A 22,991-nucleotide genomic window follows, 5' to 3' on the forward strand; every position below is an offset into this window, starting at 1 on the left:
ACCATGAGCGGAATTCTCGAGGGCAAGCGCGTCCTGATCACCGGTGTGCTGATGGAGTCCTCCATCGCCTTCCACGCCGCGAAGCTGGCCCAGGAGCAGGGTGCGGAGATCATCCTCACCGCGTTCCCGCGGCCCACGCTGACCGAGCGCATTGCCAAGAAGCTCCCCAAGCCCACCAAGGTCATCGAGCTCGACGTCACCAACGACGAGCACCTCGGCCGCCTCGCCGAGATCGTCGGCGAGGAGCTCGGCGGCCTCGACGGCGTCGTGCACTCCATCGGCTTCGCGCCGCAGGACGCCCTCGGCGGCAACTTCCTCAACACCCCGTTCGAGTCGGTCGCCACGGCCATGCACGTCTCCGCCTTCTCCCTGAAGTCGCTGACCATGGCCTGCCTGCCGCTGATGCAGAACGGCGGCTCGGTCGTCGGCCTCACCTTCGACGCCCAGTACGCCTGGCCGCAGTACGACTGGATGGGCCCGGCCAAGGCCGCCCTCGAGGCCACCAACCGGTACCTCGCGCGTGACCTCGGCAAGCAGAACGTCCGCTCGAACCTCATCTCGGCCGGCCCGATCGGCTCCATGGCCGCCAAGTCCATCCCGGGCTTCGGCGAGCTGGCCGCCGTCTGGGACGACCGCGCTCCGCTGGAGTGGGACCTCAAGGACCCGGAGCCGGCGGGCAAGGGCATCGTCGCCCTGCTGAGCGACTGGTTCCCGAAGACCACCGGCGAGATCATCCACGTCGACGGCGGTCTGCACGCGATCGGCGCCTGATCACCCGTACGTGGCCGACGCCCCGTTCCCCGCACTGCGCGGGGGGCGGGGCGTCACCCGTTCGGCCCACCGGCCGGGCGGGTGCATGGGGTGGGCACGCAGGCTGAGAAGGCGTTCGTTCCCCCTCTCCCGTACGGCCGAGGAGGTCCCTTTGTGCGCCTTTTCCAGCGCAGTGCCCAGGTACTCGCAGCTTTCGTACTCCTCTTCGCGGTGCCGTACGACGCCGCTTCCCGGCCCGCCCGGACCGCGCCCCACGCGCGCGTGGCGGACGGCGGGGACGACCGCGGGACCGAGCCCTTCGGGGCGGACTGCCGGGTGACCGTCTCCGGTTCGGACGTGACGGCGTACTGCCACAACCCGTATCCGGCGACCGACGCGGTCAGCCTCCACGTCGAGTGCGACCGCTGGTGGGACATAGACAGCGACGGCGGGCAGGTTCCGGCCGAGGCCGCCGAGACCGTGCGGCTCACCGGCCGGTGCTGGAAAGAGGTCAGCTCGGCCTGGATCAGCCACGCCAAGGTCGACGGCTGAGCGCCGCGCCCGGGCTTTTCGGCTACTGAGTGGCGGACGGGATCGGCAGGCACAGGAACGGATAGCGCGCCGCCTCGGCGGCGGCCGCCTCCGCGTCACCGATCCGGATCGCCTCGAGCAGACCCCTGTGGTCCATGTGGTTCTCGGGCGTCAGCTCCTCGCCCACATCCACGCGCAGGACGTCCCGCAGGACCTCACCGAGGTCCGCGTACATGGCCGTCATGACGTCGTTGTGCGACGCGGCCACGACCGCCAGGTGGAAGGTCGCGTCGGCGGTCACGAACGCCTCCGCGTCGCCCGACGCCCAGGCGTCCTCGCGGCGCACCATCAGCGCGTCGAGCTGCTTGAGGTCGCGTTCGGTACGACGCTGCGCGGCGAGGCTCGCGGCGCTGGACTCCAGCGTCGAGCGCAGCTCGGCGATGTGCCGGGGGTCGGCGTCGGCGAACCTGCGCTGCATCACGCCCGCCAGCTCGCTGGTCGCGACGACGTAGGTGCCCGACCCCTGCCGGATGTCGAGCAGGCCGTTGTGGGCGAGTGCGCGCACGGCCTCGCGCACCGTGTTGCGCGCGACGCCGAGCTGCTCGACCAGTTCGGGCTCGGTCGGGATGCGGGAGCCCACCGGCCACTCGCCCGACGAGATCTGGGCGCGCAGCTCGGCGATGACCTGTTCGGAGAGAGCCGAGCGCCTGGGGGAGGTCAGCGGCATGACGGTCCTTGGTGCGATGTCCGGGGCGAACCGGGGCGGGCAGAAACGGGCGCGGGCGGGGTGACCGCGCCAAGTGTGACGCAATCCGATTGGACACCCAATCATCCCATGATTCTAAGATGGGGTCATGGCCAGTGAGGAAACCCCGACGATGACACAGACCCCGATACGGACCGAGAGCGCACCCGAAGCGAAAACAGCCCCCACGCGCGCGTGGGCCGTGCGCCTGATGATCGTGGGCATCGTCCTTGCGGCCCTGAACCTGCGCCCCGCCATCACCAGCCTCGGTGCCCTCCTCGAAGAGGTGCGCGACGGGCTCGGCATGAGCGGCAGCGTCGCAGGCCTCCTCACCTCCGTACCCCCGCTCTGTTTCGCGATCTTCGGGGTGATGGCGCCCCGGCTCGCCCGCCGCTTCGGCCCCGGCGCCGTGGTGTGCGCCGGAATGGCCGCGATCGCCGCCGGTCTGGTGATCCGCCCGTTCACCGGCAGCACCGTGGGCTTCCTCGTCGCCAGCGGCCTCGCCCTCATGGGCATCGCGGTCAGCAACGTCCTCATGCCGGTGATCGTCAAACGCTGGTTCCCCGACCGCGTGGGCTCCATGACCGGCCTCTACTCGATGGCCCTCGCGCTCGGCACCTCCCTCGCGGCGGCCGTGACCGTGCCCATGACGGACGCGCTCGGCGGCAGCTGGAAGACCGGACTCGCCGTCTGGGCCGCTCTCGCCGTGGCCGCCGTCGTCCCGTGGGTCCCGCTCGTACGCGAACAGGGAGCCGAGAGCGGCACCACCGCCGGTACCGCCGATACCCCGAGGCAGGACGACGGCCTGCGCATCACCCGCAGCCGCACCGCCTGGGCGCTCGCCGTCTTCTTCGGCCTCCAGGCCACCGCCGCCTACATCACCATGGGCTGGATGGCGCAGATCTTCCGTGACGCCGGAGTCTCCGCGGGCACCGCGGGTGTGCTGCTCGCCGTCACCATGGCGATGGGCGTACCGCTCGCCTTCGTCATCCCGCGCCTCGCCACCCGCCTGCCCAGCCAGGGACCCATCGTCATCGCCCTCGGCGTGTGCGGACTCGCCGGTTACGCGGGCCTCTACCTCGCCCCGGCCGGTGGGGCCTGGGCGTGGGCCGTCCTCCTCGGCATCTCCAACTGCGCCTTCCCGCTCGCCCTGACGATGGTCGGCATGCGGGCGCGGACCGGCGCGGGCGTCGCCAAGCTCTCCGCGTTCGCCCAGAGCACCGGCTATCTGATCTCCATCCCGGGACCGCTGCTCGTCGGCGTGCTCTACCAGCACAGCGGCGGCTGGGGCGTCCCCATCGCGCTCATGGCGGCCCTCATGGTGCCGCAGATCGTGGTGGGCGTCATCGCGGGACGCAACCGTACGGTCGAGGACGAGGCCGCTCCGGCCGGCGCGGTCTGACCTCCGCACGGTGCCCACCCCGGCTCCAGGAGCCGGGGCAAAGGGTGCGAGACTGACCGCATGTCGCCTGTGCTCGACCCGAACCCCCAGAACGGCCAGAAGAAGCTCCTCATCGTGCTCGGCTCGATGCTGGCCATCACCGTGATCATCGCGGTCATCGCCTCGATCGCCTCACCGTGACCATCGACGCCATCGACGCCATCGACGCCATCGACCTCATAGGCGCCATCGCGGCACTGTGACAGCGGTCCCCGGCCCGTTCGTGGCCGGGGTTGGTGGTGCTGGCACCACCAACCCCTAGGGGGCCAGTGTCAGGGTCAACTGGGTGGATCACCGGATGGGTTGAGGGCCCGGCCTTCCGTAAATTCGAGATGTGACCGCGAACACCGCGGACCACGGCAGCGAGCATCTCGATGACCCCGGAGGCGTCATGTCGGCCCCTACGCACACCAGGCCCCACCCGGCCCCAGCGGGCGGCATCGACGTCAGGCTCCCGTGGTGGGCGATCGCCCTGCCCGCGATCACCTTCGCCGTACTCCTGCTCCTGATACTCAACCCGGCCGACGCGCACGCAGCGACCGGTGACCCGGCAGTCGGCCAGCTCCTCGACCGCATTCAGCAGGCGGTGCTGCACACGGCCCCGTGAGCGGCCCGCACGGCGCGTCACCCGTGCCGGTCGAGCGCGCCAACTCCCTGCGCCCCGTGGCCGGTTTCGTGCGAAGCTGGGACCCATGAGCGTCGCAGAACCCCGCAGGATTGTCCTTTTCCGGCATGCGAAGGCGGACTGGCCCCAGGTCTCCGACCACGAGAGGCCGCTCGCCGAGAGGGGCCGAAAGGACGCGCCCGTCGCCGGCCGCAAGCTCGCCGACTCCGGTATCGACCTCGACCTGGCCCTCTGCTCGACCTCCGCGAGGACCCGCGAGACATGGAAGCTCGCCGTCCACGAGCTGCCCCACCGGCCCAGGACGGTGTACGAGGAGCGGGTCTACGAGGCCTCGCCCGGTGAGCTCATCGCCGTACTGAACGAGACCCCGGACGACGTGCGGAGCGCGGTGCTGATCGGCCACAACCCCGGGATCCAGGGGCTCGCCGACGTCCTCTCCGGGCAGGCCGAGGGCGACGCGGGGGAGCGGATGGCCCGGCGCGGCTTCCCGACCTCCGCCTTCGCGGTCCTGTCCTTCACCGGCCCCTGGAAGTCACTCGAGCCGGGCACCGCCACCCTCGTCGACTACTGGGCACCGTCCGAGTGACCCGTCGACCGACGGCCGGACCCTGACACGCCGACGGGCCCCGATACGCATGGGTACCGGGGCCCGCCGCATCAGTGATCGTCCGCGTCGACCGGAGTCAGTCGTCGTGGGCGTCCGCGGCCTCGACCTCTTCGCGGGTGATGCCGAGGAGGTAGAGCACGGTGTCGAGGAACGGCACGTTCACCGCGGTGTGCGCGGCCTCGCGGACCACGGGCTTCGCGTTGAAGGCGACACCGAGGCCCGCCGCGTTCAGCATGTCCAGATCGTTGGCTCCGTCGCCGATCGCCACGGTCTGCGCGAGCGGCACCCCGGCCTCCGCGGCGAACCGGCGCAGCAGACGCGCCTTGCCCGCGCGGTCCACGATCTCGCCGGTGACCCGGCCGGTCAGCTTTCCGTCGACGATCTCCAGGGTGTTGGCCTGGGCGAAGTCGAGCCCGAGCCGGTCCTGCAGATCGTCCGTGACCTGGGTGAATCCGCCCGAGACGACGCCCACTTGATAGCCGAGCCGCTTCAGGGTGCGGATCAGGGTCCGCGCGCCGGGCGTGAGCCGCACCTCGGCGCGGACCTTGTCGACGACTGACGCGTCGAGCCCCTCGAGCAGCGCGACCCGCGCGTGCAGCGACTGCTCGAAGTCCAGCTCGCCCCGCATCGCCGCCGCGGTGACCTCGGCGACCTTGTCCTCGCAGCCGGCGTGCGCCGCGAAGAGCTCGATGACCTCGTCCTGGATGAGTGTCGAGTCGACGTCCATCACGACGAGGCGCTGGGCGCGCCGGTGCAGTCCGGCCGCGACGACGGCGACATCGACGCCGAGCGCCGCCGACTCCGTCGCGAGTGCGGTGCGCAGGGGCTCGGTCTCGGTGCCGGAGACGGCGAACTCGACCGCGGTCACGGGGTACTTCGCGAGCCGGAAGATACGGTCGATGTTGCCGCCGGTGCCGGTGATCCTGGCGGCGATGGCGGCCGTCGTCTCCGCGGTCAGCGGGTGGCCGAGCACGGTGACGAGCGAGCGGCCGAGACCGCGCGGACGGTTGTCGCCGATGCCCGAGATGATCTCGGCCTGCATCCGCATGGACTCCGCCCAGCTGTGGACGGTGGCCCGCAGGTCGCCCTCGAGACCGGGGGGCGGCTCCGTCACCAGGGCGCACAGGACGATGCGGCCGCGGGTGACGACCTGCTCGATGTCGACGACATCGAGGGAGTAGGCGGCGAGGGTGTCGAAGAGCCCGGCGGTGATACCGGGTCGGTCCTTGCCGAATATCTTGACGAGGAGCGTCGGGACGTCGTCCGGAACTGCGACCGGGACATCAGCGGGGTGGCGGGGCTGCGAAGCACTCATGGTGGTCCCACGTTATCCGGCCCACGTCGCGGCGCGCGGTGGTGGTCCGTGTGGCGGACATGTGGGGCGCCCGCTCCGACCGGCCGGTTCGCCGTCCACCGCCCGTACTCGGCTCAGCCGCGCGGGCCCCTCCGGGGTGGCTGCGGCCCCTCCTCGTCCGGCGCCGACGGTGACCGTGACGGCGGGCGCGGCAGTGGCGGTGGGGGAGGAGGCGGTGGCGGCACGGGCCATCCCTTGCCGGACCCGGACCCGGAACCCGACCCGGGCCGCCCTCGCGGACGCGGCGGCACCGGTGGCCTGACCGGCCCCACCATCGTCGGCGCCCCGTACAGATCGTCCGGCAGATCATCCTGCCGATTGCCCGACCGATCGCTCGGCCTGTTCTCCGACCGATCCTGCGGCCGATCGCTCGGCCTGTTCTCCGACTGATCTTGCGGCCGATCGTTCGGCCTGTTCTCCGACTGATCTTGCGGCCGATCGCTCGGCCTGTTCTCCGACCGATCCTGCGGCCGATCGCTCGACCTGTTCCCCGACCGATCGCTCGTCCGATCGCCCGCCCGTTCGTCGGCCAGTTCGCCCGGCGGCTTCAGATACGGGTTCGTCGCGTCCGGCGACGCCCGGTACGGCGTGCTCGGCCGATACGGCCCCGCCTCCTGGGACGGGACGAGCCCGACGGGCCGGACCACACCGTCCCCCCGTTCGCGCGGTTCGCCCCGTGCCCACCGCTCCTCCGGTTCCACTCCGCCCCCGCTCAGCGCAGCTGGCGCCGCCCGCCGGCCCGCCGCCCCCGCCCCGTGAGCCAGCAGCGCTCCCACCGCTCCCGCCCCCGCTCCCCAGGCGGCCCCGAGCAGCAGCGCCATGCCGAGATGTCCGTGCAGCTCGATGCCGGCCCCGAACGCGTCGAAGCCGAGTACGGACAGCGAGGCGTCCGCCGACACGTCCGTCAGCCGCACGAGCAGCGGGAGGCCGAGCGCCATGACGACCCCGAGCCGCAGCGCGCACCTCCCGGCGAAGCCGGCGGCGCCCATCGGCCGCGACCCGGGCCCGCCGGTCACCGCAGGTGTCCGCACGGCGGTCAGTACGCCCGCGAGCACCGTCATCAGAAGGGTCGCGAAGGCCAACAGCCATATTCTGTCGTCCAGTTCGGCGAGACGGCCCAGCGTCACCGGCTCGTTCGTGTGCATCCGCAGCAACTCGTCGACCGGGTGGGGAAGGGTCTGCGCGAGAGTGCCCGTCGCCTTGCCGTCCCACGGGACGAAGAGGCCGAGGGGGATGCCGAGCCACACCCCGTTGGGTGCCCCGAGCAGCGCGGCGCCCGCGATCCGCCGCGGATGGTCGTCGCCGATCATCGCGTACGCCGCTGCCGCGAGCCCCGCGGCAACCGCTACCGACAACACCGTGACCAGTGACGAAGCGGCGGGACGGACCACCCGGTGCAGCGCGTCGAGGGCGCGCGGGAGCGGCGTCCTGCGCGAGGCGAGCAGTGCGATCAGCAGGACGCCGATCACCCACGCGGCGCCGCCCAGCAGAGAGGATCCGGTCTCGACGGTGAACCCGACGGTCGCCTTCGCGTCCGCGAGGCGGCCGATGTGGTCCGGCAGGAGTCCTCCGAGGTCGAGGCCGCCCGGCAGCTTGTCCTTGATGCCGCCCGGCAGATCCCCGTCCGGTATCCGGTCGAGCCCGAGCTTCCCGCCGTCAATCGTGATGAGGTCGTGACCCGCCCGGGCAAGCCCTGCGAGCATCGCCAGAAACAGTGTGACCACGCTCCCCGCGCGTGCCGCGAGTTCGGCCGGCGTGACCTCAACTCCCGCCCCACGTAGGGAACGCAGGAAGAACCAGCTGAGCAGCAGAGCGCCCGTGAGGCCCACGCCGAGCGGCGCGATATCGATGGCCGTGTGGGCCTGCGCGCCGTCCAGTCCGAAGGCTGAGACGTCTCCCGACGGCGTGACTTTCCCACCCACCCCAAGGGCCACCACCGCGGCCGTCATCGGGCCGAGCGAACCCGCGGAATCCGCTCCGAGCAGATGAAGGCCGGCCGCGGCGACCGTCGCCATCCCGATGAACGCCCAGCTCACGGAGGCGACCGCGCAGAGCAATACGTCGCTCCAGCGCACGCCCTCGCGCCCGCTCCCCCGGACAACGGTCTCCATCAGGGCCCCCGATCCGTACGGCCATGTATCGGATGTCCCATTTGCGCATGATCCGTAGGCACTTGTGGGTGCTTACCACTCTCCGGGGCTGTTTCTGCCTCGTCAACGGGGCGGGCGTACAGGCGCGTGGACGGTCTTCACAAGGCCCGCCTCAAGGCCCGACTTTCGGTCAGGGGGCTCCGCCTGAAATAGTTCCCCACGATGTTCGACATCCCTAGACTCCCCAAGATGGGGGCTAGCTCGGGGGACAACTCAGTGGGGCATGGAGTGCCGGAACTCGTACTGGAATTGAATGGAAGGACCTGGACGCTCGACCCGTCCAGGCCATACACCCTCGGACGTGATCCGCAGGGGGACGTCGCGATCGACGATGCCAGGGTGTCCTGGCGTCACGCCACCATCAGCTGGGGCGGCCGCAGTTGGGTCATCGAGGATCACGGCTCCACCAACGGCACGTTCGTGCAGGGCCGGCGGATCCATCAGATGGAGATCGGCCCGGGCTCGACGCTGCACCTCGGCAACGCGACGGACGGTCCGAGGGTGAGCCTCTCGGGCAGCGCCTCCGGCGCGGCCGTGCCCGCGGCCCAGCAGGCCCAGCAGCAGGCCCATCCGCAGCAGGCGCCGGCCCAGCAGCCGCACGTGGCGCCGCAGGGTGGCGACCCCGGCTGGGTGCACAAAGCCCCGCCGCAGCAGCAGGTTCCCGCCCAGCAGGGCTGGCAGCAGCCGCAGCAGGCGCAGAACATCCCGCCCCAGCAGGGGCCCGGCGGTGCCGCGGGGGCCCCGCCGGTGTACGGCGACCGCAGCCCCACCACGTTCCACCAGCTGGCCCTCGGCCGCGTGATGCGGATCGGCCGTGCCCTCGAGAACGAGCTGGTGGTCTCCGACCTCCAAGTCTCGCGCCTGCACGCCGAGTTCCACGCGACGCCCGACGGCCGCTACGAGATCCGTGACCTCGGCTCGCACAATGGCACGTACGTCAACGGTATGCCGATCGCCAAGGGCGGCTCCGCGCTGCTCGGCCCGAACGACATCGTCGGCGTCGGCCACTCGACGTTCCGCCTCGTCGGCGACCGTCTCGAAGAGTTCGTCGACACCGGTGAGGTCTCCTTCTCCGCCCGCCATCTGACGGTGACGGTCGACGGCGGCAAGGACATCCTCAAGGACGTCTCCTTCGGCGTCCCGGAGAAGTCGCTCATCGCGGTCATCGGCCCCTCGGGTTCCGGCAAGTCCACCTTGCTCAAGGCGCTCACCGGCTACCGGCCCGCCAACAAGGGCGACGTGCTCTACGACAACCGGAACCTGTACAAGCAGTTCGCCGAGCTGCGTCAGCGCATCGGTCTGGTTCCGCAGGACGACATCCTGCACAAGGAACTGACCGTCAAGAAGGCTCTCAAGTACGCGGCCAAGCTGCGCTTCCCCTCGGACACCAGTGAGCAGGAGCGCGAGCAGCGCATCGACGAGGTGCTGCGCGAGCTCAAGCTGGACATCCACAAGGAGAAGAAGGTCACCTCCCTCTCCGGTGGCCAGCGCAAGCGTGTCTCCGTCGCCCTGGAGCTGCTCACCAAGCCGTCGCTGATCTTCCTGGACGAGCCGACCTCCGGCCTCGACCCGGGCATGGACCGCGACGTCATGCAGCTCCTGCGCGGCCTCGCCGACGACGGCCGCACGGTCCTCGTCGTCACGCACTCGGTCGCCGAGCTGGCGATCTGCGACAAGCTCCTGGTGATGGCGCCCGGCGGTTCGGTGGCGTACTTCGGTCCGCCCGAGGAGGCCCTGAACTTCTTCGGCTACGGCACCTGGGCCGACGTCTTCTCCGCCTTCGAGAACTACCGCGACTACGACTGGGCGGGCCGCTGGAAGGGCTCGCAGCACTACCAGATGTACGCCGCGGACATCGACGCCGTCGCCGCACAGTCCGTACACATGCCGCCACCGCAGGCGATGAAGCCGCCCAAGCCGCAGGGCTGGGGCTCGCAGCTGTGGACCCTGATCCGCCGCTACACGTCGGTGATCGCGTCCGACAAGGGCTTCCTGGGCCTGATGGTGATCCTGCCCGCGGTCCTCGGTGTCGTCAGCACGGTGATCCCGGCCGACTTCGGCCTGGGCCCGCCGAAGCCGCCGTCCCGGTTCAACGGCGACGCCGGCACGATCATGCTGATCCTCGCGGTCGGCATGTGCTTCTCGGGCGCGGCCAACTCCGTGCGTGAGCTGATCAAGGAACGCGTGATCTACGAACGGGAGCGGGCCACCGGCCTGTCCCGCTCGGCGTACCTGATGTCCAAGGTGATCGTGCTCGGCGTCGTCACGGCCATCCAGGGCGTGATCATCTGCGCCATCGGCTTCGTCCCGCGCGACCTGCCGGCCGAGGGTCTGATGATGCCGCCGGCCGTCGAGCTGTGCATCGTGATCATCGCGCTCGGCTTCACGTCGATGATGTTCGGCCTGGTCATCTCCTCGCTGGTGAAGACCGCCGAGAAGACGATGCCGCTCCTGGTCATGTTCGCGATCGTCCAGGTCGTCTTCACCGGCATCCTCTTCCAGGTGTACGGCTCGCCGGGCCTGGAGCAGTTCGCCTGGCTGATGCCGTCGCGCTGGGCCATCGCCGGTGCCGGTTCGACGCTCGACCTCGCGCACCTCATGCCGCCGTGGGACCAGGCGCACCCGAACGACCTGGACCCGCTGTGGGAGCACTCGGTGAGCCAGTGGGGCATCAACCTCGCGATCCTGATCGCCCTCGGGGTCCTCTGCGGCTTCGCGGTCGCGCGCCTGCTGCGCCGCCACGAGCCCGAGGTCATGCGCAAGTAGCGTGACCCGCGCACGGATGAAGGGCGGCACCCCGCACGGGGTGCCGCCCTTCGGCGTTCACGAAGACCCTGAGGTCCAGGGAGAGTCTCAGTAAGCGCTGTTCACGTTGTCCATCGAGCCGTACTTGTCCGCGGCGTAGTTCGCGGCGGCGGTGATGTTGGCGACCGGGTCGTAGATGTTCCACGAGGTACCGGGGACGTGGTACGCGGCGAAGGTCGGCGGGATGACCTGCAGCAGACCCTTCGACGGGATGCCGTTGATCGCGTTGATGTCCCAGTTGTTGATCGCCTGCGGGTTGCCGGACGACTCACGGAGGATGTTGCGGTGCAGGCCCTCGTAGGAGCCCGGAATGCCCTTGGACTTCATGATGTCCAGGGACTGGCGGATCCAGCCGTCCAGGTTGTTCGCGTAGATCGGCTTGCGGGCGGCGGCGCGGCTGGCGGCCTCCCTGACCTGGCGGTCCTTCTCGGCCTTGGCCTTTGCGGCCGTGTCGACCTTCGCCTTCGCCGCGGCCGCGTCGGCGGCCTTCTTCGTGGCGGCGACCTGCGTGGCCTTCAGCTTGGCGGCCGCGTTCTTGACCTGCTGGTCGACGGTGGCCTGCTGGTTGGTGACGCTGGCGTGTACGTCCTTGATCTGGGGCTTGCCGGCCACCTGGAAGGCGACCGGAGCCGCCGACATCGTCTCGGCCTCCGCGTTCGAGTTGCCCGGCACCAGCGTGAACGCGAGGGCAGCGGCGCCAAGGGTGGCGATACCGGCGATCGAGTACTTGTGGGTCTTCGTCAGGGGACTATGACCGGAGAAGCTGAGCTTGGACATGGAGGACCTCTTCGAATCGGGGAAGTCGCTCACCGGTCCAAGCAGGACCGTTCATGTTTCGGTCATGAACGCCGCGGGTAGAGGCCCACGCTGTCGAGCAACGAGAGCCATTGTTAGCGGCCGCAAAATTGCGTGGCAAAGGTGTGACGTACGAAGCCGGGTAGTGGATCAGGCCCCCCGGCGAGGTCGATTTCCCCCCTCCTGCCCCGGTAACGCTGCCCCCAGCTAATTCCTAGCCGCCTTCGTACGTGATGTGCGCCCTATGCGCGGGCTCACATCGGGCACGTAACGACCTCACCAAGCGTTGCCACTGCAACGCGCTGTGTGACCAGATTTATCGGGAAGTATGAGGTGGACGTCCCCGAACTCATGCCACAGGTAAAAATGTCCCAATGCTTCCGTATATGTACTGGTAATTGCCTCGACTCCTGCGATGGCCTCCAGCATCAACAGATGCGACGCCTCAGGCTCGTGCAGCCCGGTGAGCAGGCCGTCCACCACCCGCACACCCCGCTCGGGCGTCACCACGAGGTCCGTCCAGCCCGCGACCGCCCGCACCACCCCGTCCCGCCCGGCGGCCGACTCCACGGCCCGTACGGCCGTCGTACCGACCGCCACCACCCGGCCGCCCCCGGCCCTCGCCGCGTTGATCAGCCGTGCCGACGCCTCCGGCACCTCGAACCGCTCCGGATACGGCGGCTCGTGCGACTCCGCCGACGCCACCCCTGTGTGCAGCGTGACGGGCGCGAACTGCACACCCCTGCTGACCAGCTCCGCCACCAGCCGCGCGGTGAACGGACGTGCCGCACTCGGCATCTCCGCACTCCCCGCGCCGTCCGCGTACGGCAGCGCGAACACCGTCTGATAGACGGAGAGCGGCTGATCGCGCTCCGTATAGGAGTAGCGGATGGGCCTGCCGTGCCGCCGCAGCAGCGCGGGCACGTCCCCCGTGACCCGCACCCACCACAATCGCGCCCCACCGCCCGCCTGCGGCTCCTCCCATACGAGGCGCACATCCCCGGGGAGCACTGCCGCCGTCCCCTTCGGACCGCCCGCACGCGGGCGCGTGGTGCCACGCCCGTCCGGGTTTCGCAACTCGACGGCCCATCGCCCGTCATCGCCACGCGTGGAGAAATGCACCACCACGCGCGCGTGCCCGATCTGCCCGTCGACCGCGGCGGCCAGCGTCGGCGACGTATTGACCACGAGCAGATCCCCGGCCCGCAGTTCTCCCGGCAGCTGTGCGAAGTCCCGGTGCGTGACCTCCGTGCCGCGCGAGACGAGCAGCCGCACCGCGTCCCTGTCCAGACCGGGCCCACGCTGCTCCGCCGGCACCCGGGCCGACAACTCCTCCGGTACGCGCACCGCGATCGTCACCGTGCCTCCAGAAGAAGAGAGGGAGCGGCATACCGCCCGCTGTCCGGCCGCTCGTCGAGCAGCCGCAGGAACGCCGGCACCACGGTTTCCGGCAGCGGCCGGTCCGAGTCGTCGTCGAGCGGCGCCGCCGCCCGGTAGAGATCCGTGCGCATGTCACCCGGATCCACCGCCCACACCCGCAGCCCCGGCTCCTCCACCGCGAGGACCGCGGACAGCTGGTCGAGCGCGGCCTTGGAGGCCCCGTAGCCGCCCCAGGTCTCGTACGCCTCCGCCGACGCGTCCGAGCTCACCGAGACGACCGCGCCCCCGGCCGTCTCCCGAAGCAGCGGCAGCGCCTCCTGCACCAGCCCGAGCGCCGCCACGACATTGACCTCCAGCGCCCGCCGCAGCCCCTCCACCGGCAGCGCGTCGAGGCGGACCAGCGGCTCGGCCCCCAGCGCGCTCGCGTTGTTCACCAGCAGATCGAGACCCCCGAGACTGCGCGCCGCCGCCACCAGCTCCGCGCGGTGCGCCGCGTCCGTGACATCCCCGGACAGCGCCTCCACCCGCGTCCCGTACTTCCCCGCCTCGTCCGCGGCCTCCCGCAGCATCGCCCCGGACCTGGCGTCGAGCACCAGATCCCAGCCGCGCCGCGCGAGAGCCACGGCGAGCGCGCGACCGAGCCCCTTCGAAGCCCCCGTGATGATCGCCACCGGCATGACATCCGTCCCCTCGGGCCCGTCGGGCCGCCCTTGTGCCGTACGTGCTTCGATCTGCCTCCAACGTAGGAACCGACCCGTCCCGGGCGCCTCGTCCGCGGGCCGCACCTGACCGGGGCCCTTCGCCCTACGTCCACCGGACCAGAAGGCGGTCCCCGCAGGCCCGATACGCGCTGTCACACCCCGCCGGTAAGTTGAGGTCATGAGTCACGGCCCACGATCAGGCCTCTCCGCGGTGAGCTCCGCGCTGCTGGCCATGAGCAGACACCTCGAGGTGCGCGACGTCCTCAAGACGATCGTCGCGTCGGCCCGCGAGCTGCTCGACGCCGAGTACGCGGCCCTCGGAGTGCCGGACGACCACGGAGGCTTCGCCCAGTTCGTCGTCGACGGCGTCAGCGACGCGCAGTGGAAGGCCATCGGCCCGCTCCCGCGCCAGCACGGCATCCTCGCCGCGATGTTGCGCGAGGCGAAGACCGAGCGCCTGGGCGACGTGCGCAAGGACCCGCGCTTCGAGGGCTGGCCGTCCGCGCACCCCGAGATGTCCGACTTCCTCGGCCTGCCCATCCGTGACGGGGACGAGGTCATCGGCGCTCTCTTCCTCGCCAACAAGAAGTGCCCCAAGCCGCAAGGAGGTTGCGGCTTCACGAGGGAGGACGAGGAGCTGCTGACGATCCTCGCCCAGCACGCGGCCATCGCCCTGACGAACGCCCGCCTGTACGAACGCAGCCGCGAGCTCACCATCGCCGAGGAGCGCTCGCGCCTCGCCCACGAACTGCACGACGCCGTGAGCCAGAAGCTCTTCTCCCTGCGCCTGACCGCCCAGGCCGCCGCGGCCCTCGTCGACCGCGACCCGTCCCGCGCCAAGGGCGAGTTGCAGCACGTGGCGGAGCTGGCCGCCGAAGCCACCGACGAACTGCGCGCCGCCGTGGTCGAGTTGCGCCCCGCCGCACTCGACGAGGACGGTCTGATCGCCACGCTGCGCACGCAGATCCAGGTACTCGACCGCGCCCACTCGGCCCGCGTCACGTTCGACTGCGGCGGCATCCGCGCCCTGCCCGCCTCCCAGGAGGAGGCCATGCTCCGCGTCGCCCAGGAGGCGCTGCACAACGCGCTGCGCCACTCGGGCGCCGAGCACGTCAGCGTGACGCTCGACAAAAGAGGCCCCGGAGCCGTCCTGCGCGTCAGCGACGACGGCGGCGGCTTCGAACCCAAGGCCGTCCGGCATGCGGGACGCCACCTCGGCCTGGTCTCGATGCGTGACCGGTCCAGTGGCGTCGGCGGCCGTCTGACGGTGGAATCGGAGCCCGGCAAGGGCACCACGATCGAGATGGAGGTCCCCGGTGGCTGACAACAGGATCCGGGTGCTGCTGGTCGACGACCACCAGGTCGTCCGCCGAGGGCTGCGCACGTTCCTCGAGGTCCAGGACGACATCGAGGTCGTGGGGGAGGCGTCGGACGGCGCCGAGGGTGTCGCCCGTACCGAGGAGCTGAAGCCGGACGTCGTCCTGATGGACGTCAAGATGCCCGTCATGGACGGCGTCGAGGCCCTGCGCAAGCTGCGCGAGCTGTCCAACCCCGCGCGCGTGCTCATCGTCACGAGCTTCACCGAACAGCGCACCGTGGTCCCCGCCCTGCGCGCGGGCGCCGCCGGATACGTCTACAAGGACGTCGACCCGGACGCCCTGGCCGGCGCCATCCGCTCGGTGCACGCGGGCCATGTCCTGCTCCAGCCGGAGGTGGCGGGCGCCCTGCTCTCGCAGGAGGAGACCGGCGGAGGACAGGGGAGAGGCAATTCTCTGACCGAGCGGGAGCGAGAGGTGCTCGGCCTGATCGCGGACGGCCGGTCGAACCGGGAGATCGCCCGCGCCCTCGTCCTCTCCGAGAAGACGGTCAAGACTCATGTGTCCAACATCCTCATGAAGCTCGATCTGGCGGACCGTACCCAGGCCGCTCTGTGGGCCGTACGCCATGGGGCGGCCGGCTGAACGACGCCGCGGCTGCGGCACGGCACGAGGCTTCGCCGGGCCGGGCGAGGGGACGGCATCGGATGGTTCCGTTCCGGGCTGAGATTCATACTGTCGTGTGTATGTCCCTCGGATGGCACATCCTGCGCGAGGCTCCGGCGTTCTCCAGTGCGTGCTGCGGCGGTTCGTCGCAGTGATCGCCTAGGAGGGTCAAGAAGTGAAGAAGCTGAAGAGGGTCGCGGCCGTATCGATGGTCGCCGGTGGGCTCGTGGCTGCCGGCGCCGGTATGGCCTCCGCCACCGACGCGCACGCGGACGGCCAGGCCGTGCACTCGCCCGGCGTCGTCTCGGGCAACGTGATCCAGGCTCCGATCCACGTCCCGGTCAACGTCGTCGGCAACACCGTGAACGTCATCGGTCTGCTCAACCCGGCCTTCGGCAACCTCGGCGTCAACCACTGACGTAGCTTTCAGGTCCACCAGTGACCACCGGCCCCCGGTACCCCCGGGGGCCGGTCCCGTTTCCGGCCCGGCCGCGGAGCAGTTGATCCGAACGGGCGCATCGCCGCTCCCGCCCGTGTCATCAGCCTCGCCCACCCGTTGCACAGCGTGCACCCCCGTGGCTGGGGTCGAATCGCCATAGCTGGAGGAATACTTCTCATGAACATCGCCAAGAAGGCCGCCCTGGCCGTCGCCGTCGCCGGTCTCGCCGCGGGCGCTTCCGCCGGAGCCGCTTTCGCGGACTCGGGCGCCGAGGGCCTGGCAGCCAACTCCCCGGGTGTGGGCTCGGGCAACCTGGTGGAGGTCCCGGTCCACGTTCCGGTCAACGCCACGGGCAACAGTGTCAACGTGATCGGCCTGCTGAACCCGACGTTCGGCAACGCCTCCACGAACAGCTGACACACCCCCAGGAAGGGCCCCGCGGACACAGATCCGCGGGGCCCTTCCCCCGTGTTACGTCACTCCCGAGCGCCTGAGAGCGCCGGCGCCCCGCGCCTCAACGCCCTACGTCGCGGCCTCACCGGCCCCCGCGCTCCCGCTCCTCCACGAAAGCGTTGTACGCCGCGACCTGCGCCCGCCGGGCCGTCCGCTCCACCGGACGCAGCGCCTCCGACCGCGCCGCCATCTCCGAGGCGCTCACGGCCCCGCCGTGTCCGCTCTCGTACGCCACCGAGATCAGCAGCCCGACGCGTTGCGCCAGCTCCAACACCCTTACCGCGCGCGGCGGATAACCCGGCGCGAGAACCTCACGCCCCCGCTCGGCCCGCGCCCGGTACGCGTCCACCGCCGCCTCGGCCACAGGGCCCGACCCGGCGACGTCGAGCCGCGAAAGCACGGTCGTCGCGTCCCGCAGCGCCTCCGCCAGCTCCCGCTCGGCCTCACTGAGGGAAGGCACGTCAGCAGGGGGCGCCTCCCGCACGGGTAGGCAGTGCCACAGGACGTCCACATGGACGTCGCCGGCGGGCCCGGCCTCGTACACCTCGGGCACGAGCCCGAGCGCGGCCCCCTCGCATACGACGGCCTCCTCCGCGTCGAGGGCGCGCGCGTTGAACTCGGGAGGACCGCTCAGGCCGAGGGGGTGGCCCGGCGCGGGCAGCGCCACCCGCAGCCCGGTCGCCCCCAGCGTGCGCAGCCGCCCCAGGGCGAGCGTCAGCCCCACCGGCGCCGACTCGCCGGGCAGCCCCTCCACCCGGTGCACCGCGTCCTCGCCGACTATGGCGAGCGCGGCGTCATCGGGAGCGACAAACCCGGCCAAAAGGGCATTTCCCCATGCGGCCAGCCGACCTGAGCGTGGTTCCGAAAGCATGGGCTCCACCCTAAAGACCGGCCGATGGATTGGAGCGGTCGACCGGTGGCGTAGGTTTTCCCTTGGGGGATGCGTCCACAAGACGCACGCGACTGCCGAGACTGCAATGGGAGACAACGCGCTCATGAGCGATGTACTGGAGCTGGTGGACGTATCCGTGGTCCGCGAGGGCCGGGCTCTGGTGGACCAGGTCTCCTGGTCGGTCAAGGAAGGTGAGCGCTGGGTCATCCTCGGCCCGAACGGCGCCGGCAAGACGACCCTCCTGAACGTCGCCTCCAGCTACCTCTTCCCCAGCCAGGGCGCCGCCACGATCCTCGGCGAGACCCTCGGCAAGCCCGGCACCGACGTCTTCGACCTGCGCCCGCGCATCGGCGTCGCCGGCATCGCGCTCGCCGAGAAGCTCCCCAAGCGCCAGACCGTCCTGCAGACGGTCCTCACCGCCGCGTACGGCATGACCGCCGGCTGGCACGAGGACTACGAGGACATCGACGAGCAGCGCGCCCGCGCCTTCCTCGACCGCCTCGGCATGACCGAGTACGTGGACCGCAAGTTCGGCACGCTCTCCGAGGGCGAGCGCAAGCGCACCCTCATCGCCCGCGCCCTCATGACCGACCCCGAGCTCCTCCTCCTCGACGAGCCCGCCGCCGGCCTCGACCTCGGCGGCCGCGAGGACCTCGTACGCCGTCTCGGCCGCCTCGCCCGCGACCCGATCGCCCCCTCGATGATCATGGTCACGCACCATGTCGAGGAGATCGCCCCCGGCTTCACCCACGTCCTCATGATCCGCCAGGGCAAGGTCCTCGCCGCGGGCCCCCTGGAGCTGGAGCTGACCTCCCGCAACCTCTCCCTCTGCTTCGGCCTCCCGCTCGTCGTCGAGCAGCGCGGCGAGCGCTGGAGCGCGCAGGGCCTCCCGCTGGGCTGACCCGGCGCGGGCCGCTCCCAAGGCACCCTGTCGCCGGAGGGAACCCCGGTCCTACCATGACCATGTGGCAGACATCGACGCATGGGTGTGGTGGCTGATCGGGGCGGCCGCGCTCGGAATCCCTCTCGTCATCACCGCGATGCCCGAATTCGGCATGCTCTCCGCCGGCGCCGTCGCGGGCGCCGTGACCGCCGGCCTCGGCGGCGGGATGGTGATGCAGGTCCTCGTCTTCGCCGCCGTCTCGGTCGCGCTCATCGCAGTCGTACGGCCCATCGCGGCCCGCCACAGCGCCCAACGCCCCGTGCTCGCCACCGGAATCGAGGCCCTCAAGGGCAAACAGGCCGTCGTCGTCGAACGTGTCGACGGCAGCGGCGGCCGCATCAAGCTGGCCGGAGAGATCTGGTCCGCCCGCTCACTCGACGAGTCCGAGAGCTACGAGCCGGGCCGTCACGTCGACGTCGTCGACATCGAGGGAGCCACCGCGATCGTCGTGTGATCATGGTGACGTGATCGGGGAGGTGGCTTGAACTCCCCACGCCGCAGGGCCCGTTCTGACAGACTCGACCAGCAAGATCCTCAAGATCTTCCGGCGGGACCCGCCGGAACGACGACGGCACGAAGGGCACGGGAGACGCGATGTCAGCGATCATCATCGTCCTGATCATTCTGGTGGTGCTGGTCTTCATAGCCCTGATCAAGACCATTCAAGTCATCCCGCAGGCGAGCGCGGCGATCGTCGAACGCTTCGGCCGCTACACCCGCACCCTGAACGCGGGCCTGAACATCGTCGTCCCGTTCATCGACTCGATCCGCAACCGGATCGACCTGCGTGAACAGGTCGTACCCTTCCCGCCCCAGCCGGTGATCACCCAGGACAACCTGGTCGTGAACATCGACACCGTCATCTACTACCAGGTGACCGACGCCCGCGCCGCGACCTACGAGGTCGCCAGCTACATCCAGGCCATCGAGCAGCTCACGGTCACCACGCTGCGCAACATCATCGGCGGCATGGACCTGGAGCGGACCCTGACCTCCCGCGAGGAGATCAACGCGGCCCTGCGCGGCGTCCTCGACGAGGCCACCGGCAAGTGGGGCATCCGCGTCAACCGCGTCGAGCTCAAGGCGATCGAGCCGCCCACCTCCATCCAGGACTCGATGGAGAAGCAGATGCGCGCCGACCGTGACAAGCGCGCCGCGATCCTCACCGCCGAAGGTATCCGCCAGTCCCAGATCCTCACCGCCGAGGGCGAGAAGCAGTCCGCGATCCTGCGCGCCGAAGGTGAGGCCAAGGCCGCCGCCCTGCGCGCAGAGGGCGAGGCCCAGGCCATCCGTACGGTCTTCGAGTCCATCCACGCCGGTGACGCCGACCAGAAGCTCCTCGCCTACCAGTACCTCCAGATGCTCCCGAAGATCGCCGAGGGCGACGCCAACAAGCTCTGGATCGTGCCCAGCGAGATCGGCGACGCCCTCAAGGGGCTCTCCGGCGCCATGGGCAACTTCGGCCCGATGGGCGGCGGTTCGGCCCCCGCGGGCGCCGAGCGCCGCGAGCAGCCCCCCATCGACTGACCCGCCCCGCACACGAAGAAGCCCGCCCCGGCACCCCGGAGGCGGGCTCTTCCGTGCGCGCCGCGTCCCGCGCTACGCCGCCGTACGCGCCAGCCAGGCCGGCAGCGCGTCCCGCTCGGACTGGCCGAGCGTCAGCAGCATCGCATCGGCCGGCGTGGGCTCGAACGGTTCCCGCAGCAGCGGCATCCCCGCCTGCTCCGGGGTCCGGTCCGCCTTGCGGTGGTTGTCCTCCGCACACGAGGCGACCGTATTCAGCCAGGAGTCCGCACCACCGCGCGACCGCGGCACCACGTGGTCCACGGTCGTCGCCCGCCGCCCGCAGTACGCACACCGGTGCTGGTCACGCACCAGCACACCCCGCCTCGACCACGGAGCCCGTCTTCGGAAGGGCACCCGTACGTACCTGCAGAGCCTGATCACCTGCGGCACCGGTATGTCCACGGCGGCCGCACGCACTCGGAGTCCGGGGTGGGCCTGCTCGACGACGGCCTTGTCCTGCAGCACCAGTACGACGGCTCGGTTGAGCGTCACCGTCGACAACGGCTCGAAGCTGGCGTTCAGTACCAGCGTGTCCCGCATCTCGCCCACCTCCCGTACGACCCCGGCCCACCCCCGTGGCGGGCTTGGATCAACTCTGGCCGGGCGCGCCGAGATGGACAACGCAATAAAAATGCCCGCCCCCGATCACTTCCATGACCGGGGACGGGCAAACAGCCGATGAACGCTAGCTGTCCGCGGAAGCCGCGTACTGAGCGAGGACCTGCGCGCGCGCAAGCGTGTGGAAGCGCAGGTTGAACCCGACGACAGCCGGCGAGGCGTCCGAGTCGGGACCCAGCTTCTCCTGATCCACCGCGTACACGGTGAAGACGTAACGGTGGGCCGGGTCACCGGGCGGCGGGGCGGCGCCCCCGAAGTCCTTCGTCCCGTAGTCGTTGCGCACCTGCACCGCACCGGCGGGCAGCCCCTCGAACTTGCCGCTGCCCGCGCCGGCCGGCAGCTCGGTCACCGACACCGGGATGTCGAACACGGTCCAGTGCCAAAAACCACTGCCCGTCGGAGCGTCCGGGTCGAAGCACGTCACGGCGAAACTCTTGGTCTCGGCCGGGAAGCCCTCCCACCGCAGCTGCGGCGAGGTGTTCCCGGCCGCGTAGACCTGAGCGTCCTCGAGTACCGCACCCGGCTCGAAGTCCTCGCTCACCACCGTGAACGACGGCACCTGCGGATGGAAGTCATGGGGAAGCGGCGGCCTCTTGAGGTCGGTCACGTCGGCACCTCCTGATCGGCGAAAACTCTCGGTGCCGAGCCTATGCCCCGCCCGGCCGGCAGCGGACGGCGCCGCCACCGGCCGGCACACCGGGGTCAGAACCAGTTGCGCTTGCTGCCGACCTCGGACAGCCACTGGTGCAGATACGCCGACCAGTCCGTCCCCTGGAAGTCGTTGTGCCCCACGACGAACGACCGGAACGTGTCACTGCTCTCGCTGAAGAGCCCCGGCTTCTTGTCCATCTCCAGGACGACGTCCATCTCGCGGTCGTCCGCCACGAAGCTCAGCTCGACCTGGTTGAGCCCGCGGTACTGCTGCGGCGGGTAGAACTCGATCTCCTGGTAGAAGGGCAGCTTCTGCCGCGTCCCCCGGATGTGCCCGCGCTCCATGTCCGCGCTCTTGAACCGGAAGCCCAGCCCGATGAAGGCGTCCAGGATCGCCTGCTGCGACGGCAGCGGGTGCACGTTGATCGGGTCGAGGTCACCGGAGTCCAGCGCACGCGCGATCTCCAGCTCCGTCGTCACACCGATGTTCATGCCGCGCAGCTGCTGCCCGTCGATCGTCGTGACCGGCGTCTCCCACGGGATCTCGAGCCCGAACGGCACCGCGTGCACCGCGTTCGCCTGCAGCTGGAACGCCCCGCCGAGGCGCAGCTTCGTGAACTCGATGTCCTGCTTGGTCTCCTGGTCGGCGCCCTCGACCTCGACCCGCGCCTGCAGACCGACCGACAGCCCCTCGATGTCCTGGTCCACGGACCCGCCCTGGATCCGCACCTCACCCTGGACGACGCCACCCGGCACCACGTTGATCTCGGTCAGCACCGTCTCGACCGACGCACCGCCCGCACCCAGACTCGCCAGCAGCCGCTTGAACCCCATGACTCCACTCCTCCCCGTGCCACAACCCGTGGCCCGTGTCTTCCTGTCGCGATCCTTGATCTCTACCAACGCGATAGACCGGTGACCGGTTCCGCGCGGCTCACCCTGGCAAGCAACGGAGCCCGAGGCCACCCGTCCACGCCGATTCGCCGCACTTCTCCGTTACTTCTCCGTTGGACTACGCTCGTCCGCCATGATCGCGGCCCCTGACCGTACGCCCCTCACACGGGACTTCTTCGACCGGCCCGTACTGGAGGTCGCCCCCGATCTTCTGGGGCGCGTCCTCGTGCGCAACACCCCGGAAGGCCCGATCGAACTGCGGCTCACAGAGGTGGAGGCCTACGACGGCCCGAACGACCCCGGCTCCCACGCCTACCGCTCCCGCACCGCACGCAACGACGTGATGTTCGGTCCGCCCGGACACGCGTACGTCTACTTCACCTACGGCATGTGGCACTGCCTCAACCTGGTGTGCGGCCAGGAAGGCACCGCGAGCGGGGTCCTGCTCCGCGCCGGCGAGATCACGAAGGGCGCCGACCTCACGCGTAAACGTCGACTATCGGCCCGCAACGACAAGGAACTGGCCAAAGGCCCGGCGCGCCTGGCCACGGCTCTGGACGTGGACCGCGCACTCAACGGCACCGACGTCTGCGCCTCCCCGGACTCCCCGCTCGCGATCCTCTCCGGCACCCCCACACCACGCGACCAGGTACGGAACGGTCCGCGCAC

At 70.4% G+C, this 22,991-nt stretch carries 25 protein-coding genes (1 of these 25 cut by a window edge); 15 read left to right on the top strand and 10 right to left on the bottom strand.

What is annotated here, in order from left to right; all coding sequences use genetic code 11:
* Positions 1-3: 3 nt before the first annotated feature.
* Positions 4-771: an enoyl-ACP reductase FabI gene (fabI, locus tag OHO83_RS33625; RefSeq protein ID WP_330280180.1), complete on the top strand. Its 768-nt coding sequence runs from the start codon at positions 4-6 to the stop codon at positions 769-771.
* A 153-nt stretch (positions 772-924) separates the two neighbouring features.
* The gene (locus OHO83_RS33630; protein WP_266669019.1) at positions 925-1,302 is read left to right on the top strand and encodes a hypothetical protein; all 378 of its coding nucleotides are present in this window, start codon (positions 925-927) and stop codon (positions 1,300-1,302) included.
* Positions 1,303-1,324: 22 nt separating this feature from the next.
* On the opposite strand, the gene OHO83_RS33635 is transcribed toward OHO83_RS33630, so the two are convergent.
* The gene (locus OHO83_RS33635; RefSeq protein ID WP_266669017.1) at positions 1,325-2,008 is read right to left on the bottom strand and encodes a FadR/GntR family transcriptional regulator; all 684 of its coding nucleotides are present in this window, start codon (positions 2,006-2,008) and stop codon (positions 1,325-1,327) included.
* Positions 2,009-2,135: 127 nt separating this feature from the next.
* Between OHO83_RS33635 and OHO83_RS33640 the strand changes: the two genes are divergently transcribed.
* From OHO83_RS33640 to OHO83_RS33655, 4 genes are all read left to right on the top strand, one after another.
* Positions 2,136-3,428 (top strand): CynX/NimT family MFS transporter, encoded by a 1,293-nt coding sequence (locus OHO83_RS33640; protein WP_330280181.1) that lies wholly within the window; start codon positions 2,136-2,138, stop codon positions 3,426-3,428.
* 60 nt (positions 3,429-3,488) lie between these two features.
* Positions 3,489-3,608 (top strand): SGM_5486 family transporter-associated protein, encoded by a 120-nt coding sequence (locus OHO83_RS33645; RefSeq protein ID WP_264484672.1) that lies wholly within the window; start codon positions 3,489-3,491, stop codon positions 3,606-3,608.
* A 250-nt stretch (positions 3,609-3,858) separates the two neighbouring features.
* Entirely contained in the window at positions 3,859-4,074 is a 216-nt protein-coding gene (locus OHO83_RS33650) for a hypothetical protein (protein ID WP_266676250.1), read from the top strand.
* An 85-nt stretch (positions 4,075-4,159) separates the two neighbouring features.
* Entirely contained in the window at positions 4,160-4,678 is a 519-nt protein-coding gene (locus OHO83_RS33655; protein WP_266669013.1) for a SixA phosphatase family protein, read from the top strand.
* Positions 4,679-4,775: 97 nt separating this feature from the next.
* Here the strand turns inward: OHO83_RS33655 and serB are convergent, their stop codons facing one another.
* Both serB and OHO83_RS33665 read right to left on the bottom strand, forming a co-directional pair.
* Positions 4,776-6,014, bottom strand: a complete 1,239-nt coding sequence (gene serB / locus OHO83_RS33660; protein WP_266669011.1) for a phosphoserine phosphatase SerB — start codon at positions 6,012-6,014, stop codon at positions 4,776-4,778.
* Positions 6,015-6,127: 113 nt separating this feature from the next.
* Complete coding sequence (locus OHO83_RS33665) at positions 6,128-8,164, bottom strand: streptophobe family protein (RefSeq protein ID WP_330280182.1); 2,037 nt, start codon at positions 8,162-8,164, stop codon at positions 6,128-6,130.
* A 267-nt stretch (positions 8,165-8,431) separates the two neighbouring features.
* On the opposite strand from OHO83_RS33665, the gene OHO83_RS33670 reads away from it, so the two are divergent.
* On the top strand, positions 8,432-10,969 hold the full coding sequence (locus OHO83_RS33670) for an FHA domain-containing protein (RefSeq protein WP_432748821.1): 2,538 nt from the start codon (positions 8,432-8,434) through the stop codon (positions 10,967-10,969).
* A gap of 87 nt (positions 10,970-11,056) precedes the next feature.
* On the opposite strand, the gene OHO83_RS33675 is transcribed toward OHO83_RS33670, so the two are convergent.
* The 3 genes from OHO83_RS33675 to OHO83_RS33685 all read right to left on the bottom strand — a co-directional run bounded on the left by OHO83_RS33675 (position 11,057) and on the right by OHO83_RS33685 (position 13,860).
* Entirely contained in the window at positions 11,057-11,785 is a 729-nt protein-coding gene (locus OHO83_RS33675; protein ID WP_266669005.1) for a transglycosylase SLT domain-containing protein, read from the bottom strand.
* Positions 11,786-12,079: 294 nt separating this feature from the next.
* On the bottom strand, positions 12,080-13,162 hold the full coding sequence (locus OHO83_RS33680; RefSeq protein WP_330280183.1) for an S-adenosylmethionine:tRNA ribosyltransferase-isomerase: 1,083 nt from the start codon (positions 13,160-13,162) through the stop codon (positions 12,080-12,082).
* A complete protein-coding gene (locus tag OHO83_RS33685) occupies positions 13,159-13,860 on the bottom strand; it encodes an SDR family NAD(P)-dependent oxidoreductase (protein ID WP_330280184.1) in 702 nt (233 codons plus the stop codon). The genes OHO83_RS33680 and OHO83_RS33685 overlap by 4 nt, the downstream gene beginning before the upstream one ends.
* A 202-nt stretch (positions 13,861-14,062) precedes the next feature.
* Here OHO83_RS33685 and OHO83_RS33690 point away from each other — a divergent pair, with 202 nt between their 5' ends.
* The 4 genes from OHO83_RS33690 to OHO83_RS33705 all read left to right on the top strand — a co-directional run bounded on the left by OHO83_RS33690 (position 14,063) and on the right by OHO83_RS33705 (position 16,722).
* Positions 14,063-15,208: a GAF domain-containing sensor histidine kinase gene (locus OHO83_RS33690; RefSeq protein ID WP_330280185.1), complete on the top strand. Its 1,146-nt coding sequence runs from the start codon at positions 14,063-14,065 to the stop codon at positions 15,206-15,208.
* Entirely contained in the window at positions 15,201-15,845 is a 645-nt protein-coding gene (locus tag OHO83_RS33695) for a response regulator (RefSeq protein ID WP_266668997.1), read from the top strand. Before OHO83_RS33690 ends, OHO83_RS33695 begins: the two co-directional genes overlap by 8 nt.
* 196 nt (positions 15,846-16,041) lie before the next feature.
* Complete coding sequence (locus OHO83_RS33700; protein WP_266668995.1) at positions 16,042-16,284, top strand: chaplin; 243 nt, start codon at positions 16,042-16,044, stop codon at positions 16,282-16,284.
* Between the two features lie 198 nt (positions 16,285-16,482).
* Positions 16,483-16,722, top strand: coding sequence for a chaplin (locus tag OHO83_RS33705; protein WP_266668993.1), 240 nt, complete (start codon positions 16,483-16,485; stop codon positions 16,720-16,722).
* 118 nt (positions 16,723-16,840) lie between these two features.
* Here the strand turns inward: OHO83_RS33705 and OHO83_RS33710 are convergent, their stop codons facing one another.
* Positions 16,841-17,629 (bottom strand): hypothetical protein, encoded by a 789-nt coding sequence (locus OHO83_RS33710; RefSeq protein ID WP_266668991.1) that lies wholly within the window; start codon positions 17,627-17,629, stop codon positions 16,841-16,843.
* A 124-nt stretch (positions 17,630-17,753) separates the two neighbouring features.
* Here OHO83_RS33710 and OHO83_RS33715 point away from each other — a divergent pair, with 124 nt between their 5' ends.
* The 3 genes from OHO83_RS33715 (at position 17,754) to OHO83_RS33725 (ending at position 20,120) form a co-directional block, all read left to right on the top strand.
* Positions 17,754-18,551, top strand: coding sequence for an ABC transporter ATP-binding protein (locus OHO83_RS33715; protein WP_266668989.1), 798 nt, complete (start codon positions 17,754-17,756; stop codon positions 18,549-18,551).
* 64 nt (positions 18,552-18,615) lie between these two features.
* Positions 18,616-19,047, top strand: a complete 432-nt coding sequence (locus OHO83_RS33720) for an NfeD family protein (protein WP_266668987.1) — start codon at positions 18,616-18,618, stop codon at positions 19,045-19,047.
* Between the two features lie 140 nt (positions 19,048-19,187).
* Positions 19,188-20,120: an SPFH domain-containing protein gene (locus OHO83_RS33725; RefSeq protein WP_100592537.1), complete on the top strand. Its 933-nt coding sequence runs from the start codon at positions 19,188-19,190 to the stop codon at positions 20,118-20,120.
* 72 nt (positions 20,121-20,192) lie between these two features.
* On the opposite strand, the gene OHO83_RS33730 is transcribed toward OHO83_RS33725, so the two are convergent.
* The 3 genes from OHO83_RS33730 to OHO83_RS33740 form a co-directional block, all read right to left on the bottom strand.
* A complete protein-coding gene (locus OHO83_RS33730; protein ID WP_266668985.1) occupies positions 20,193-20,699 on the bottom strand; it encodes an HNH endonuclease in 507 nt (168 codons plus the stop codon).
* A 145-nt stretch (positions 20,700-20,844) separates the two neighbouring features.
* The gene (locus tag OHO83_RS33735) at positions 20,845-21,384 is read right to left on the bottom strand and encodes a YbhB/YbcL family Raf kinase inhibitor-like protein (RefSeq protein ID WP_266668983.1); all 540 of its coding nucleotides are present in this window, start codon (positions 21,382-21,384) and stop codon (positions 20,845-20,847) included.
* A 95-nt stretch (positions 21,385-21,479) separates the two neighbouring features.
* Positions 21,480-22,262 carry a sporulation protein gene (locus OHO83_RS33740; protein WP_266668981.1) on the bottom strand — a complete coding sequence of 261 codons (783 nt, stop codon included), beginning with the start codon at positions 22,260-22,262 and terminating at the stop codon, positions 21,480-21,482.
* A 193-nt stretch (positions 22,263-22,455) separates the two neighbouring features.
* On the opposite strand from OHO83_RS33740, the gene OHO83_RS33745 reads away from it, so the two are divergent.
* Positions 22,456-22,991, top strand: partial view of a DNA-3-methyladenine glycosylase gene (locus OHO83_RS33745; protein WP_266668979.1) — the 5' portion only. The gene runs 106 nt beyond the window's last position; the window shows 536 of its 642 coding nt (coding positions 1-536); its start codon is at positions 22,456-22,458; its stop codon lies off the right edge, out of view.

It is taken from the genome of Streptomyces sp. NBC_00569, assembly GCF_036345255.1.
GTDB lineage: Bacteria > Actinomycetota > Actinomycetes > Streptomycetales > Streptomycetaceae > Streptomyces.